Genomic DNA, 15,521 nt, shown 5'->3' on the forward strand with positions numbered 1-15,521 from the left:
TGAAATCTGAATCGGCTCTGCAATCAAATAAGTAGAACATGATGTCGTCCGAAAACCGCTTGCACTTTTCGGCATCATGCTCTGAAGGACGGAGACAGGCCTCTTATGTCTGAAGGGGAAGACAACCTGCATCAGCCAGCGCTACGCCGAGCGGCAGTGCGGTTGCGGCAGGGCAGCGCATATCGGCTTCCAGAGCGGGCGAAGCGCGGAAATGACGGTGGCCGGCTGGCCTCGCTGACCCGCCTGCTGCGGCTCAGCGTCTTTGGCGGTCTCGCGACCGGCCTGGCAGGACCCGTTCTCGCGCAGAGCAACGCTGTGACGCAGACAGGCATGCGCCTCTTCACCTCCTCGGAAATGGCTGTCTGCTCCGTCATCATCGGTGTCATCTCGGCAGCGCTTCTGTCGACCATGTGGATGGTCCGGCAGCGCGGCAATATGGAAAGCGAAAGCCGCGAGATCCGTACGGCTCTCTCCGATGCCAACCAGCGCATTTCGCAATATCAGGCGCTGATCGCCGACAAGAACCGCCGGATCGTCATCTGGGACGGCCAGAATGCGCGCCCGGAACTGCTCGGCCAGCTTCCGGTCGAGACCGGCGCCCCCCAGGACAACGAATTCCTCGCCTTCGGGCGCTGGCTGAAATCATGGTCGGCCGGCGAGCTCGACAAGGCAATCGACAAGCTGCGCGGCAACGGCCAGAGCTTCGACATGGTGGTCGAAACCAACCGTGACGAAATCCTGGAAGCGCAAGGGCGCATTTCCGGCGGACGGGCCTTCGTTCGCTTCATCGCGCTCAACAATCTGCGCGCGGAACTGGCCGAGCTGAAGATCGAGCGCGAACGGCTGATGACGTCGATCTCCACCTTCCAGAACCTGCTCGACGCCATCGACCTGCCGGTCTGGCAACGCGATGCGGAAGGCGCGCTGACCTGGGTCAACCAGGCCTATGGCGAAGCCGTGGAAGCGGTGTCTACCGATGAGGCCGTGCGCGAAGGACGCGAATTCCTGACGACCGTGACCCGTGAGCGCATTCGCGCCGCGACCACGCCGGAATCGCCCTTCCACGACAAGATTTCGACCGTCGTGCACGGCAACCGCACCTTCTTCGACGTCGTCGACGTGAAGGCTCCGAACGGTTCCGCCGGCATCGCCATCGACGTGTCCGAAGCGGAGGCCGTCCGGGCCGAGCTGGCGCGCACGCTGAAGAGCCACGCCGAAACGCTCGACCATCTCGCAACCCCGGTCGCGATCTTCGATGGCGACAGGCGGCTGCAGTTCTACAACCAGGCCTTCGTCCAGCTCTGGGAGCTCGACATCGCCTTCCTCGAGAAGCGACCCGACAATAGCGAGCTTCTGGACCGGCTGCGCGGCGCCAAGAAGCTGCCGGAGCAGCTGAACTGGAAGACGTGGAAGGACGGCGTCCTTTCGGTCTATCGCGCCCTCGACACGCAGACCGATCTCTGGCACTTGCCCAATGGCCAGATCCTTCGGGTTTTCGCCACCGCCCATCCGCAGGGGGGCGCCACCTGGGTATTCGAGAACCTGACCGAGCAGGTCGATCTCGAAACGCGCTACAATACGCTGGTCAAGGTTCAGGGCGAGACCATCGACCATCTCTCCGAGGGCGTTGCCGTTTTCGGGCCTGATGGCCGCATCCGCCTTTCCAACCCGGCCTTCCGTATCCTCTGGAACATCACCGAGGCGCAGGCGAAGCCCGACACGCATATCCAGGCCTTGGCGGAGGCCTGCGCTCCCTCTTACGACCGGCCGGACGGCTGGAAGCGGTTTGCCGAGCAGATCACCAGCTTCGACGACGAGCGCCCGTCATCCCAAGGCACGCTGGAGCTCTATTCCAATCTGGTGCTCGACTACGCCGTCATTCCGCTGCCGAACGCACAGACCATGCTGACCTTCGTCAACAAGACCGACAGCGTGCGCGCCGAACGGGCACTGACGGAGAAGAACGAAGCGCTGCTGAAGGCGGACGAGCTGAAGAACGATTTCGTCCAGCATGTGTCCTACGAGCTGCGCTCGCCGCTGACCAACATCATCGGCTTCACGGACCTCCTGAAGACGCCGGGCATCGGCTCGCTGAACGAACGGCAGGCCGAGTATATCGACCATATCTCCACCTCCTCCTCGGTGCTTCTGACGCTGGTCAACGATATTCTCGACCTGGCGACGGTCGATGCCGGCATCATGCGGCTGAACTATTCCGAGATCGTGCTCAACGACCTGCTCGACGAAGTGTCGATGCAGATCGCCGACCGGCTGCAGGAAAGCGGCGTGACGCTCGAAATCACCGTGCCGGCGCAACTCGGCTCCATGGTCGCCGATCAGCAGCGCCTGAAGCAGATCCTGCTGAAGCTTCTGACCAATGCCGCCAATTTCGCGCCCGAGGGATCGACGATCTCGCTCAAGTGCGGGCGCGAAGGGTCGGATTTTGTCTTCTCGGTCTCCGACAAGGGTCCTGGCATACCGGAAGACCTGATCCAGAGCGTCTTCAACCGCTTCGCCTCCGGCGGCAAGGGCAGCAAGCGCAGCGGCGCGGGCCTCGGCCTTTCCATCGTCGAAAGCTTCGTCAGCCTGCATGACGGCGAAGTCTCGATCGAAAGCCAGCCAGGCAAGGGAACGATAGTGACCTGCCGGATTCCCTCCGCTGAATTGCCTCACTCCGTCGCTGCAGAATGACAGCTTCCGACAGCAGCCTCTCCCTTTTCCTCGCGGACGACACGGCCACGGCCCAGCTCGGCGAGGATCTGGCGCTGGCATTGAAGACCGGTGACTGTCTGGCGCTCTCAGGCGATCTCGGCGCGGGCAAATCTTCGCTCGCCCGCGCGCTGTTGCGCGCCATGGCCGACGATGCCGAACTGGATGTGCCGAGCCCAACCTTTACGCTCGTGCAATCCTACGAGCTGCGTATTCCAGTCTCGCATTTCGATCTCTACCGCCTCGGCGATCCGAGCGAATTGACGGAGCTCGGCTTCGATGAAGCCCTGCAGGCCGGCATCTGCCTTGTCGAATGGCCTGAAATGGCCGAAGGCGAGCTGCCGAAAGAGCGCGTCGATCTCCAGCTTACCCATGAGGGCGAGGGACGGCGGGTCACGATCACGGCGCCGGCCAGGCAGGCGGCTCGCATCGAGCGCGTGCTTGATATTCGCGCCTTTCTCGATTCGCGCGGCTATGGCGGCGCGCATCGGCGCTTCCTGACGGGCGATGCCTCGCTGCGCGCCTATGAATCGATCTATCCGAAGGATGGCGGCAGCCGCGTGATCCTGATGGACTGGCCGCGTCTGCCGGAAGGGCCGGCCGTGCTCGACGGCAAGCCCTATCCGAAGGTCGCCCATCTTGCCTGGGATGCCTATCCCTTCGTGGCAATCGCCAATGTCCTCAGAGAGAACGGCTTTGCCGCTCCGGAAATCTTCGCCGCCGACTACGACCGGGGCATCCTGCTGATCGAGGATCTTGGCACGGATGGCGTGCTGGACGAACACGGAAAGCCGATTGCCGAGCGCTATCGCGCCAGCGTCGCGTGCCTGGCGCATCTGCACGGCCTCTCCATTCCCCGCGACATTCCGGTTACGCCTGACCACACCCATCACATTCCCGACTTCGACCGGACCGCGATGAAGATGGAAGCGCGGCTGCTTCTCGACTGGCACCTGCCCTGGAAGCGCGGAACGCCGGCCAGCGACGAGGAGCGAGCCGACTATCTGGCGATCTGGGACGGGCTGATCGATCAGCTCGAAGATACGGAAAAGAACCTGCTGCTGCGCGACATGCATTCGCCGAATATCATCTGGCGGGCGAGGGAAAAGGGCATCCAGCGCATCGGCCTCATCGATTTCCAGGATGCAATGATCGGGCCGACCTCCTATGATGTCGCCTCGCTGGTGCAGGATGCGCGCGTGACGATCGAGCGCGATCTGCATGACCGGCTGATGGCCGACTATCTCGCGCTCCGGCATGCCCAGGGCGGGTTCGACGGGGCTAAATTCCTGAAGAGCTGGGCGATCATGTCGGCGCAGCGCAACTGCAAGCTTGCCGGCCTCTGGGTGCGGCTGCTGCAGCGCGACGGCAAGCCCGGATATCTGAAGCACATGCCGCGCACGCTCGCCTATCTCGCCATCGCCTTCGAGCATGAAGCGCTCGCACCGCTGCGCGAATGGTGCGAGAAGGCTGGTATTGGCCAGGTATAAATCCAAGACCCGGCGACGGCTTTCCGGCCTTGTGCTAAAGGAAAGCAGATAGCGAATCACGAGTTCGAGACGAGATGACCATCAAGCAAGCCATGGTATTGGCCGCGGGGCTCGGAACCCGCATGCGGCCGATCACCGACACCATCCCGAAGCCGCTGGTGAAGATCGGCGGCAAGCCAATGATCGATTATGCGCTGGATGCGCTGGCGCAGGCGGGCGTCGAGCGAGCCGTGGTGAACGTCCACCACCACGCCGACCAGATGGAGGCGCATTTGCGCGGCTATCGCGGCCTCGACATCCTGATCTCCGACGAACGGGACGCGCTGATGAACAATGGCGGCGGGCTCGTCAAAGGCCTGAAGCTGCTCGGCCGCGATCCGGTTTTCGTCATGAACGCCGATCTGTTCTGGGTCGGCGAAAAGCCCGGCCATCCGACGAATCTCGAACGTTTAGCCGGATTCTACGACGAGCGGCGCATGGATATGGCGATGCTCTGCGTCGATCTGGAGCAAACCACCGGCCATAACGGCAAGAACGACTTCAGCATGGCTGACGGCGGAAGCCTCGCCCGCTATCGCGATGTCGGGCACAATGGCGTCGTCTATGCCGGCGCGATCGCGATGAGCCCGTCCTTCTTCGACGACGCGCCGAATGACGCCTTCAACCTCAACATCTACTTCGACAAGGCCATCGCGCGCGGCCGGCTCTATGGCACCATGCTCGACGGCCACTGGCTGACTGTGGGAACGCCGGAGGCAATCGGCGAGGCGGAGGAAACGATCCGGACCTACCGGGCGTTCGCGTGAGCCTATGACGGGCGGACACCGGCAACGCATCCTGACGATCCCGGCGGGACTGCCCTTCCTGAAGACGCTTGCAGCGGCACTTTGCGATGGCCGGCTGACGGAGCATTTCCGCCATGATCCGAACGACCCGCTGTCGCTTGCCAAGGTCAGCATCTTCCTGCCGACGCGACGTGCGGCGCGCGTGCTGCGCTCGGAATTCGTCGATCTCCTTGGCGGCCGCTCCGCCATCCTGCCCGTCATTCGCCCGCTTGGCGAAACCGACGACGACAGCGGCTATTTCGAGGAAGCGCTGCCTGAAACGGCCGATCTGGCGCAGCCGCTTGCCAATACGGCGCGGCTGCTGGAACTGGCGCGGCTGATCCTTGCCTGGCGCAACAAGCTGCCGCAGATCGTGCGCGACATTCACTCCGACTCGCCGCTGGTGGCGCCCGCGAGCCCGGCCGACGCCATATGGCTCGCACGCAATCTGGCCGAACTCATCGATTCGCTGGAAACCGAGGATCGCGAGTGGAGCGAGCTTGCCAATCTCAGCGCCGAAGACCATGCGCTCTGGTGGCAGCTGACGGCCGAGTTCCTGCGCATCGCCAGCGCCTTCTGGCCAGCACGCCTGGAGGAGCTCGGCAAGTCTTCGCCAGCCCGCAACCGCAACGCCATTCTGCGCGCCGAGGTGCAGCGGATGTCCACCATGCGGCACCCTGGGCCTGTCATCATTGCGGGTTCGACCGGCTCAGTGCCGGCAACGGCGGAGCTGATCGCAGCCGTGGCCTCCCTGCCGCAAGGCGTGATCGTGCTTCCCGGCCTCGATCTTGCGATGCCGGAAGAGGACTGGCAGCTCGTAGCGCCGGAAACGTCCATCGGCGAGAGAGCCGATCCGACCACACGCAGCCACCCGCAATATGGCCTCTCGCTGCTGCTGAAGCGACTGCAGGTCACCCGTCACGATGTCGAAACCATTGCGGATGCGGCGGAAACCCTGCAGATGCGCGCGCAGGTCCTCTCCCGTGCGCTGGCGCCGGCCAAGGCGACGAGTGGCTGGGGAACTTGGCGCAAGACACTCGCTGCCGACGCAATTGCCCGCGCATTTGCCGACGTGGCTCTCATCGAGGCCGCCAACGAGCGCGAGGAAGCAACGGCAATCGCCATTGCGCTGCGGCTGGCCCTGGACAAGCCGGGGCGTGACGGCGGCGAGAGCCAGGCGGCGCTGATTACGCCCGACCGCAATCTGGCCCGGCGGGTGACCGCCGAACTTGCCCGCTTCGGCATCGTCGCCGACGACTCGGCCGGCACCCCGCTGAACGCCACGCCGCAAGGCACGCTGCTGCAATTGCTGCTGGAGGCGGCGCTTCGTCCCGGCGATCCCGTCGCCGTCGTCGCGTTGCTGAAGCATCCCCTCGCCCTGTTCGGTCTGCCCGCGGAGATACGTCAGCCGGGCGTCGACGCGCTGGAAATCCTGGCGCTTCGCGGTGGTGTCGCCAATGTCGACATCGGCGGGCTGGAAGCCTTGCTCGACGAGCGGGTGGCGGAACAGGCCAACGACCGTCACGCGCCGCAATGGCGCAAATCGCTGCCGCCCGAAGCCATAGAGCAGGCGCGCGGACTGGCTCGACGGGTGACTGCGGCATGTGAACCGCTGGTATCGGCGCTTGCCCTCCCCTCTTCCGAGGGGCTTCCGACCCTTTCGGATTGGGCCGAGCGCACCGGCCGGGCTTTGGAAGCCGCGGCAGTGGACGAGCGCGGCAGCCTGGCCGGCCTCTGGTCCGGCGAAGCCGGAGACACGCTTGCAAGCCTGCTCAGAGATGTCATCGAGACCGATGGTCAGCTCAAGGCCGACGGGGTGCAATGGATCGATATCATGGCAGCGCTCTGCGTCGGACAGGCGGTGAAGCCGCGCGCGCTCAGCCATCCGCGCCTCTTCATTTTCGGTACGCTGGAAGCGCGTTTGCAGAGCGTCGATACGCTGATCCTCGGCGGGTTGAACGAGGGTTCCTGGCCGGGGCAAACGGCAAACAATCCCTTCATCTCCCGCAGCATGAAGACGGAGATCGGCCTTGAGCCGCCGGAGCGCCGCATCGGCCAGCTCGCGCACGATTTCGAAATGGCGAACGGCACCCGCGACCTGATCTACTCCCGCGCGCTGCGTCAAGGCTCGACGCCGACGGTCGCATCGCGCTGGCTGCAGCGGCTGATCGCGCTCGGCGGCAAGGAGCTGGAAGAAGACATGAAGGCCCGAGGCGACCAGTATCGCCACTGGGCGGCCATGATCGACGAGGGCGAAAACCAGGCCCCGGCGCTGCGACCGGCACCGAAGCCACCCGTGGAGCTGCAGCCGAAAAGCTATTCCTTCAGCGAAGTCGGGCGGCTGCGCCGCGACCCCTACTCCATCTATGCCCGGCGCGTGCTGCGGCTCGATCCGGTCGATCCGTTCAACCGCGATCCCGGCCCGGCCGAGCGCGGCACGCTCTACCACAAGATCATCGACCGCTTCGTGCGCGAAGGACATGTTGCCGGCACGCCGGACGCGACGCTGGCCATGGATCGCATCATCGCAGACCTCTTCGATGCCGAACGGCTGCCCGTTCACATCGACAGCGTCTGGCGGCCGCGCTTTCGCGAAGTGGCGCGGGCTTTCCTTGACTGGGAAGCGGAACGGCGGCCTCAGCTTCGCGAAACGGCGACGGAAGTGCCCGCCGGCGTCAAGATCGAGCCGATCGGCATCCGGCTGACGGGGGTCGCGGACCGCATCGACATCAAGAGCGACAGGGGAGCCGACCTCATCGACTACAAGACCGGCTCCAACCCGTCGCCATCGCAGGCCCGCGCGCTGCTCGATCCGCAGCTGGCGTTGGAAGCCTATGCGCTCAAGGAAGGCGCGTTCCGCAATATCGGCACGCTGGTCCCCGAGAATCTGCTTTACGTTCGTCTCCGGCCCGGCGATCGCTTCAAGGTCGATCAGGTCAACAACGAGCACTCCACCCGCGGCGGCAAGACGGAAACGAAGTCGGCTATGGATCTGGCGCAGGAGTCGATGGACCAGCTCGTCAGATTCGTCTCGCTGCTGCAATCTGGCGAAAAGGGCTTTTCCTCGCGGCTGATTCCGGCCCAGCAGTTCGAATATGGCGGCGATTACGACCACCTCGCCCGCGTGTCGGAATGGTCTACGGCCGAGACCGAGCAGGAAGGCGGCGGCGATGAGTGAGTTTCCCGCCGACGATATCGCCTCCCTGCCGGAAAGCGACGATCCCGGCGTCTGGATCAGCTGGACGACGATCCAGCAATCCATCGCCTCCGATCCCGAACGCTCGGCCTGGGTCTCGGCCAATGCCGGCTCCGGCAAGACGCATGTGCTGACGCAGCGTGTCATTCGCCTGCTTCTGGCCGGCGCCCGCCCCTCGGCCATTCTCTGCCTGACCTATACGAAGGCGGCAGCATCCGAAATGTCGAACCGCGTCTTCGACCGGCTGGCGGCCTGGGCGACGATGCCCGACGAAGAGTTGAAGACACGCATCGCCGATATCGAAGGCAGGGAGCCCGATCTCTTCAAGCTTGCCGAGGCGCGCCGGCTATTTGCCAAGGCGCTCGAAACGCCGGGCGGCCTGAAGATCCAGACCATCCATGCCTTTTGCGAAGCCCTGCTGCATCAATTCCCGCTCGAGGCAAACGTCGCCGGGCATTTCTCCGTTCTTGACGACCGGGCGGCAGAGACGCTGCTTGAAGACGCGCGCCGTGCGCTGCTGACCTCGACGACGCCGCAGGGCGATGCCGGACTGGCGCGGGCCTTCGACTATGTGCTCGATCTCGGCGACGAATCGGGGCTCGAGACGCTGCTCGGCGATATCGTCGCCAATCGCAATGCCATCCGCCGCTTCACCGAGGCGGCCGAACGCCGGGGCGGTCTCGACAATGCTCTGCTTGCCCGGCTCGGCCTTTCGCCCGGCGAGACGGAAACGAGCATTGCGGAGCAATATTGGCCGCTCCCCGGCCTCTCGGGCGCGACGCTGGAGCTTTATCTCACGCTCGCCGACCAGAAGGGCGGCGCCAAGGCGCAGGAGGCCGCTTATGCGCTGCGCCTCGCCAAGCGCGAGGCAGACCCGCTCGCCCGCGCCGATATCCTCGAAAAGGCCGTGCTCACCGCCAAGGGCGAGCCGAAGTCGGACAGCCAGTTCTTCGTCAAGGCCATGCTGGCCGACGCTCCGGCGCTGGCCGAGGCGGTGGCTGAAGCACGCGCCCATGTCGTTGCCTGCCGTGACCGGCTGAAGCTGATGCGGATGTATCGGGCCACCAGCGCCGCCCTCGTTCTCGCCGACCGGCTGAACCGCGACTACGAGGAGCTGAAGAAGCGGCGGAGCCAGCTCGATTTCGAAGACCTCATTACCCGCACGGCCGATCTTCTGACCAAGAAGGATGTCGGGCCCTGGATCCACTACAAGCTGGATCAGGGCATCGATCACATTCTGGTGGACGAGGCGCAGGATACCAGCCCGATCCAGTGGAGCGTCATCCAGTCGCTGGCGGAGGATTTCTTCTCCGGCGACAGCGCCCGCCCGACGCTGCGGACGATCTTCGCCGTCGGTGACGAGAAGCAATCCATCTACTCGTTCCAGGGCGCCCGGCCGGAACGCTTTTCCGAGGAGAGCGACCGCACCCGGCGGCGGGTGGATGTCAGCGGCCGGAAATTTTCATCGATCCGCCTGCCCCTCTCCTTCCGCTCGACGGCGGACGTGCTCGGCGCCGTCGACCACGTCTTCACCAGCCCGGACAATGCCCGGGGACTGAGCGCCGTCAACGAGCCCGTGGTGCATCGTTCCAGCCGCATCGGCCATCCCGGCGCGGTCGATCTCTGGGAAATCATCGCACCCGAACCGGCCGCCAAGGAAGAAGACTGGACGGCGCCTTTCGATTCGACTCCCGAAAGCGCGCCTGCCGCCATCCTGGCCCGGCGGATGGCGCAGGCGATCGGCAATCTTGTCGGTCGGGAAAAGATCATCGAGAAGGGCAAGGCCCGCTTTATCGAGGCCGGCGACATTCTCGTGCTGGTGCGCAAGCGCGACAGCTTCGTCAACGCGCTGACCCGCGCCCTGAAACGACGCGGCAATATCCCCGTCGCGGGTGCCGACCGGCTGGTGCTGACAAGCCATATCGCCATTCAGGATCTCCTCGCACTCGGCCGCTTCCTGCTGCTGCCGGAAGACGATCTCTCGCTTTGCGCCCTGCTCAAGAGCCCGCTGTTCGACCTCAGCGAAGAGGATGTCTTCGCAATCGCGGCCTATCGCGATGACGAGGAGAGCGTCTGGAGCCACTTGCAGAGATTTGCCGGCGACGGCCACGAGCGCTTCGTGCAAGCGGTCGAACACTTGAGAACCTTCCTTGCCCTGTCGAAAAGCCTGGCCGTGCATGATTTCTATGCGCGCGTGCTCGGCAGCTTCGGCGGCCGGCGGAAGTTCCTGGCGCGCCTCGGCACCGAGGTCAGCGACATTCTCGACGAATTCCTGACCTTCACGCTCGACCACGAGACGAGCGGCCTGCCCGGCCTGCAATCCTTCATCTCGACGCTGGAGCTGGAAGCGCCGACCGTCAAGCGCGAGCAGGACAAGGGCCGCAACGAGGTGCGGATCATGACGGTGCACGCCTCGAAGGGGCTGGAAGCGCCGATCGTGTTCCTCGTCGATGGTGGCGGCAAGGCCTTTACCCATACCCATCTGCCGAAAATGCGGCTGATCGAAACCGGCAGGGACGAGATTCCGCTGCCGGTCTGGGTTCCGGTCTCGGCGCTCGCCAATTCGCTGACGCTGGCCGATACCGCGCGGCTGCAGGCATTGGCCGAGGAGGAGTATCGCCGCCTGCTCTATGTCGGCATGACGCGCGCCGCCGACCGGCTGATCATCTGCGGCTATCGCGGCATCCGGGAAAATGCCGATACCTGGCACGCCATGATTTCCGCAGCGTTGCGGCAGGACGAGAAGCACTGCACGCAGAAGACATTTTCCGGACCCGATGGCGACTGGGAAGGCTTGAGCTGGCGGGTCGCCCAGGTCCAGCTCGATTTCGAGACCGCCAGAGAGCACGAAAGGCATGCGGAACGGCTGGAGTTGCCGGCGGGTCTCAGCCGGCCATTGCCACCACAAAGAAGCCTGCCGCGGCCGCTGAGCCCCTCCGGTATCGGCATCGTCATCGACGAGGAAGCCGACGACCTGCTCGTGACCTCGGCGCTCTTCGGCGAAAAGACCAAGTCCGACCGCGCCCTGCAGAAGGGCCGCTTCATTCACCGCATGCTGCAGATATTGCCTGAAATCGCGCCTGACGACCGCGCCGATGCCGCCCGGCGCTATGCCGAACGGGCCGCGCGCTTCTGGCCGCAGGCCGAGCGGGACGCGCTGGTCAATTCCGTCATGGCGCTGCTGGCGCATCCAGATCTGCAGGGCACCCTCAGCGCCCATGCGCAGGCGGAAGTCTCGATCATGGGCACGCTGGCGCTCGACAACCGGTCCTACGCCGTGTCGGGCCGTATCGACCGCCTGGCCGTGCTCGACGATCGTGTCGTCATTCTCGACTACAAGACGAACCGCGTGCCCCCCGGCGAGGAAAGCACCATTCCCTTCGCGCACAGGGCCCAGCTCGCGATCTACCGCGAAATCCTTGCGCCGCTCTACCCGGGAAAACGCATCGACTGCATGCTGGTCTACACCGAAAACGCCGCGATCTACACGCTGTCCGACAAGGCACTTGCATTGGCGCTTGCGGAGCTCAAGACAAAGTGAAATACCAAATATTGAAATCTGGGCACCGCACCATCACATATCTAGCAACCGCAAATCCTGGTAAGGAGCAGCCTATGGCTACCGTTAAAGTCGATACCTCCAACTTCGCCACCGAAGTGCTGCAGTCCGCAGAGCCTGTCGTCGTTGATTTCTGGGCCGAATGGTGCGGTCCGTGCAAGATGATCGCTCCGGCTCTCGAAGAGCTCGCCGTACAGTTCGAAGGCAAGGTCAAGGTTGCCAAGCTCAACATCGACGAAAACCCGGAACTGGCCGCCCAGTTCGGCGTTCGCTCGATCCCGACGCTTGCCATGTTCAAGGCCGGCGAAGTCGCTGACATCAAGGTCGGCGCCGCTCCCAAGACGGCCCTGCAGAACTGGATCTCCAGCGCATCCTGATCGGTATCGATCGCATGAACTGAAAAGCCCCGCTTCGGCGGGGCTTTTTTGTTGGTCGGAGAACGCGGGCCGTCTCGAACCACGAGGGCGGGTGGTGAATAACAACTCCGCCGGATTTACCGCGGCGGCGTGCCGTTTTCGGCAAGGACATCGCCGACCAGATAGAGCGAGCCGCCGATCAGAATGCGCGGGGCGGCCAAATCCGTCGCCTCGACGGCCGTGATCGCGTCCAACGCCTCGATGACGCTCGACATGGGCTCGGCGATGAGCCCGGCATCATAGGCGGCGTTCGCCAGGATGACCGGGTCGATCATCGCGTCGCTGCCGCGGATCGGCACGCAGTAGACCTTCTCGGCCAGACCGGCAAAGGCCTTGAAATAGCCGACCGGATCCTTGGTGTTGATCATGCCGATGATCAGAAACAACGGTCGCGGCCGGCGCTCCTCGAAATTCGCCATGGCCTCGGCGATGACTTCGCCGGCGCCGGGATTGTGGCCGCCGTCGACCCAGATCTCCGCATGTGCCGGCGCGTGCGGCATCAGGTTGCCTTCCGTCAGCCGCTGCAGGCGGCCCGGCCATTCGACCGACGTCATCGCCTTTTCCATCATCGCCTCGGTGACGGCGAAGCCGGCGGCCTTGACGGCGCGTATGGCGGCGGCGGCATTGCCATATTGGTGGCGGCCCGGCAGGCGGGGCAGAGGCAGGTCGGCCAGGCCGAACTCGTCCTGATAAACCAGCTTGCCGTATTCCTCGTGGGCGGAAAAATCCTGGCCGAAAACGGCGGTCGGGCAACGAAGCCGCTCGGCCGTCGAGATCAGCACGTCGAGCGCGGCATCGTATTCCTGATGACCGATGACGACCGGATGGCCCGATTTCATGATACCGGCCTTCTCGGCCGCAATCAGCTCGACCTGATCGCCGAGATAGGGCTGATGATCGAGCGAAATCGGCATGATGACGGAAACGGCCGGATCGGAAATGACATTGGTGGCATCGAAGCGGCCGCCAAGGCCGACCTCGATGACCGCAACATCGGCCGGATGCTCCGCGAAAAGGAGGAACGTCGTGGCCGTCAGAATTTCGAAGACGGTGATCTTCTGTCCGTCATTGGCCTTGGCGATGCGGCGGAGCGCATCGGCGAACACGGCATCGTCGACGAGCTTGCCGTGATCTCCCTTGACGCCGATGCGATAGCGCTCGTGCCAGTTGACGAGATGCGGCGAGGTATGGACGTGAACGCTGTAGCCGCCGGCCTCAAGCAGGGCGCGGCAGAACGCCGTCACCGATCCCTTGCCGTTGGTGCCGGCGACATGGATCACGGGCGGCAATTTCCTGTGGGGGTTGCCGAGGGCGTCGAGCAGCCGGGTTATTCGCTCAAGAGAAAGATCGAAGCCCTTGGGGTGCAACCCCATGAGCTTCTCGATCTCCCGTGCTGCCTCGCTCATTGCGGATTGATCCATCGCCGTCATCCCGCACCTCCGCCTGTCGGCAATCGATGATGTCAGGCGCTCGCTGCTACCGGCAGAGCAGCGCCGTTCTTGCTCTTGGCCGACACGTCGTTTGCGGGCGCCTTGGTCAGGATCTTCAGGAGAGTCGCCAGGGTGTCCGGAATGTCGTGACGCTTGACGACCATGTCCACCATGCCATGCTCCAGCAGGTATTCCGACGTCTGGAAGCCTTCGGGAAGCTTTTCGCGCAGCGTCTGCTCGATCACACGCTTGCCGGCAAAGCCGATTTCGGCGCCGGGTTCGGCAAGATGGATATCGCCCAGCATGGCGTAGGAAGCCGTAACGCCGCCGGTCGTCGGGTTGGTCAGAACCACGACGTAGGGCTGGCCCGCTTCCTTCAGCATGTCGACGGCAACGGTCGTGCGCGGCAGCTGCATCAGCGACAGGATACCTTCCTGCATGCGTGCGCCGCCCGAAGCCGGGAACATGACCAGCGGGCATTTTTCGGCAATGGCGCGCTCGAAAGCCTTCACGATGGCTTCGCCGGCAGCCATGCCGAGCGAACCGCCGATGAAGTTGAATTCATGCACGACGGCCACCAGCTTCAGGCCACGGACCTTACCGACGCCGGCGAGGATCGTATCTTCCTGCTCGGTCTTGATGCGGCTGTCCTTCAGGCGATCGGTATATTTCTTCGAGTCGCGGAACTTCAACGGGTCCTGCGCGACCTTGGGCTGCGGCAGGGCTTCGTATTCGCCGTTGTCGAAGAGATCGGCAAGGCGGGCCTTGGCCGGCATCTTCATGTGGAAACCGGAAGCGGGGATGACCCACTTGTTCTCTTCCAGATCCTTGTGAAAGACCATTTCGCCCGTTTCCGGGCACTTGATCCAGAGATTCTCCGGAACCTCGCGACGGCCCAGCATGGAATTGATCCGCGGGCGGACGTAGTTCGTGATCCAGTTCAATTCGAAACTCCTAATCGACCGAATTAATCGATATCCCAGTCGTCACCAAATGCCCATAGGCCTTTTCCTCAATCCGCAGGGGATTGATGAGAGGCCTATATGGGGAAACTATTCGGCGGCAACAAGGCGGGCGGAACGGGTGCCTGTCGACAGACCGCGCACCAGGGTCGCAACAGCCTGGATGGTGTCGGCCGTCGCCTTACCATCCTTGGTGAGGCTGGTGGCGATCTGGTTGACGATCGCCGTGCCGACGACGACGCCATCGGCAGACGCGCCGATCAGCTTGGCGTGCTCGGCCGTCTTGACGCCGAAGCCGACGCAAACCGGCAGTTCCGTATGCTGCTTGATGCGCTTGACGGCGCCAGAGACCAGCGACGGATCCGGCAGCGCCGAACCGGTGATGCCGTTCATCGAGACGTAATAGACGAAGCCCGACGTGTTTTGCAGAACCGTCGGCAAGCGCTTGTCATCGGTGGTCGGCGTTGCCAGGCGGATGAAGTTGATGCCCTTGCGGATGGCGGGAATGCAAAGCTCGTCATCCATTTCCGGCGGCAGATCGACGACGATCAGGCCGTCGATGCCGGCGGCAAGCGCGTCATCGAGGAACTTTTCGACGCCGTAGATATAGATCGGATTGTAGTAGCCCATCATCACGATCGGCGTGTCGGCATCGACTTTACGGAAATCGGCTGCGAGCTGCAGCGTCTTCTTCAGCGTCTGGCCGGCCTTCAAGGCGCGCTGGCCGGCAAGCTGGATCGCCGGGCCATCGGCCATGGGATCGGAAAAGGGCATGCCGAGTTCGATGACGTCGGCACCGGCTTCCGGCAGCGCCTTCATGATGCCGAGCGAGGTCTCGTAATCGGGATCGCCGCCCATGAAATAGGTGACGAGTGCCGGGCGGCCTTCAGCCTTCAGAGCGGCGAAGCGTTTGTCCATACGTGCGGTCATGGCGT

Annotated in this window: 9 protein-coding genes; 6 read left to right on the plus strand and 3 right to left on the minus strand. The window is 63.9% G+C overall.

Annotation, left to right across the window (positions count from 1 at the left end):
- Positions 1-105 precede the first annotated feature (105 nt).
- The 6 genes from GR212_RS32180 (at position 106) to trxA (ending at position 12,155) form a co-directional block, all read left to right on the plus strand.
- Positions 106-2,691: a PAS domain-containing sensor histidine kinase gene (locus tag GR212_RS32180; protein ID WP_163993266.1), complete on the plus strand. Its 2,586-nt coding sequence runs from the start codon at positions 106-108 to the stop codon at positions 2,689-2,691.
- Positions 2,688-4,199 (plus strand): tRNA (adenosine(37)-N6)-threonylcarbamoyltransferase complex ATPase subunit type 1 TsaE, encoded by a 1,512-nt coding sequence (tsaE, locus tag GR212_RS32185; RefSeq protein ID WP_163993268.1) that lies wholly within the window; start codon positions 2,688-2,690, stop codon positions 4,197-4,199. Before GR212_RS32180 ends, tsaE begins: the two co-directional genes overlap by 4 nt.
- A gap of 74 nt (positions 4,200-4,273) precedes the next feature.
- The gene (locus GR212_RS32190; RefSeq protein ID WP_163993270.1) at positions 4,274-5,005 is read left to right on the plus strand and encodes a nucleotidyltransferase family protein; all 732 of its coding nucleotides are present in this window, start codon (positions 4,274-4,276) and stop codon (positions 5,003-5,005) included.
- Between the two features lie 4 nt (positions 5,006-5,009).
- A complete protein-coding gene (addB, locus tag GR212_RS32195; protein ID WP_163993272.1) occupies positions 5,010-8,201 on the plus strand; it encodes a double-strand break repair protein AddB in 3,192 nt (1,063 codons plus the stop codon).
- Positions 8,194-11,760 (plus strand): double-strand break repair helicase AddA, encoded by a 3,567-nt coding sequence (gene addA / locus GR212_RS32200; RefSeq protein ID WP_163993273.1) that lies wholly within the window; start codon positions 8,194-8,196, stop codon positions 11,758-11,760. Before addB ends, addA begins: the two co-directional genes overlap by 8 nt.
- Positions 11,761-11,834: 74 nt before the next feature.
- Positions 11,835-12,155, plus strand: coding sequence for a thioredoxin (gene trxA / locus GR212_RS32205; protein WP_004127513.1), 321 nt, complete (start codon positions 11,835-11,837; stop codon positions 12,153-12,155).
- A 116-nt stretch (positions 12,156-12,271) separates the two neighbouring features.
- Here the strand turns inward: trxA and GR212_RS32210 are convergent, their stop codons facing one another.
- The 3 genes from GR212_RS32210 to trpA all read right to left on the minus strand — a co-directional run bounded on the left by GR212_RS32210 (position 12,272) and on the right by trpA (position 15,516).
- Complete coding sequence (locus tag GR212_RS32210) at positions 12,272-13,600, minus strand: bifunctional folylpolyglutamate synthase/dihydrofolate synthase (protein ID WP_204326856.1); 1,329 nt, start codon at positions 13,598-13,600, stop codon at positions 12,272-12,274.
- Between the two features lie 56 nt (positions 13,601-13,656).
- On the minus strand, positions 13,657-14,568 hold the full coding sequence (gene accD, locus GR212_RS32215; protein ID WP_163993275.1) for an acetyl-CoA carboxylase, carboxyltransferase subunit beta: 912 nt from the start codon (positions 14,566-14,568) through the stop codon (positions 13,657-13,659).
- Positions 14,569-14,676: 108 nt separating this feature from the next.
- Complete coding sequence (trpA, locus tag GR212_RS32220; protein WP_163993277.1) at positions 14,677-15,516, minus strand: tryptophan synthase subunit alpha; 840 nt, start codon at positions 15,514-15,516, stop codon at positions 14,677-14,679.
- Positions 15,517-15,521: the final 5 nt, after the last annotated feature.

The sequence above is a fragment of the Martinezella lusitana genome, from assembly GCF_010668395.1.
GTDB lineage: Bacteria > Pseudomonadota > Alphaproteobacteria > Rhizobiales > Rhizobiaceae > Rhizobium > Rhizobium lusitanum_A.

Excerpts from the sequence above, each read along its gene's own strand:
- trxA (WP_004127513.1), top strand. The coding sequence starts at position 11,835 with ATGGCTACCGTTAAAGTCGATACCTCCAACTTCGCCACCGAAGTGCTG.
- addA (WP_163993273.1), top strand. The coding sequence starts at position 8,194 with ATGAGTGAGTTTCCCGCCGACGATATCGCCTCCCTGCCGGAAAGCGAC.
- addB (WP_163993272.1), top strand. The coding sequence starts at position 5,010 with ATGACGGGCGGACACCGGCAACGCATCCTGACGATCCCGGCGGGACTG.
- tsaE (WP_163993268.1), top strand. The coding sequence starts at position 2,688 with ATGACAGCTTCCGACAGCAGCCTCTCCCTTTTCCTCGCGGACGACACG.
- GR212_RS32190 (WP_163993270.1), top strand. The coding sequence starts at position 4,274 with ATGACCATCAAGCAAGCCATGGTATTGGCCGCGGGGCTCGGAACCCGC.
- GR212_RS32180 (WP_163993266.1), top strand. The coding sequence starts at position 106 with ATGTCTGAAGGGGAAGACAACCTGCATCAGCCAGCGCTACGCCGAGCG.
- trpA (WP_163993277.1), bottom strand. The coding sequence starts at position 15,516 with ATGACCGCACGTATGGACAAACGCTTCGCCGCTCTGAAGGCTGAAGGC.
- GR212_RS32210 (WP_204326856.1), bottom strand. The coding sequence starts at position 13,600 with ATGAGCGAGGCAGCACGGGAGATCGAGAAGCTCATGGGGTTGCACCCC.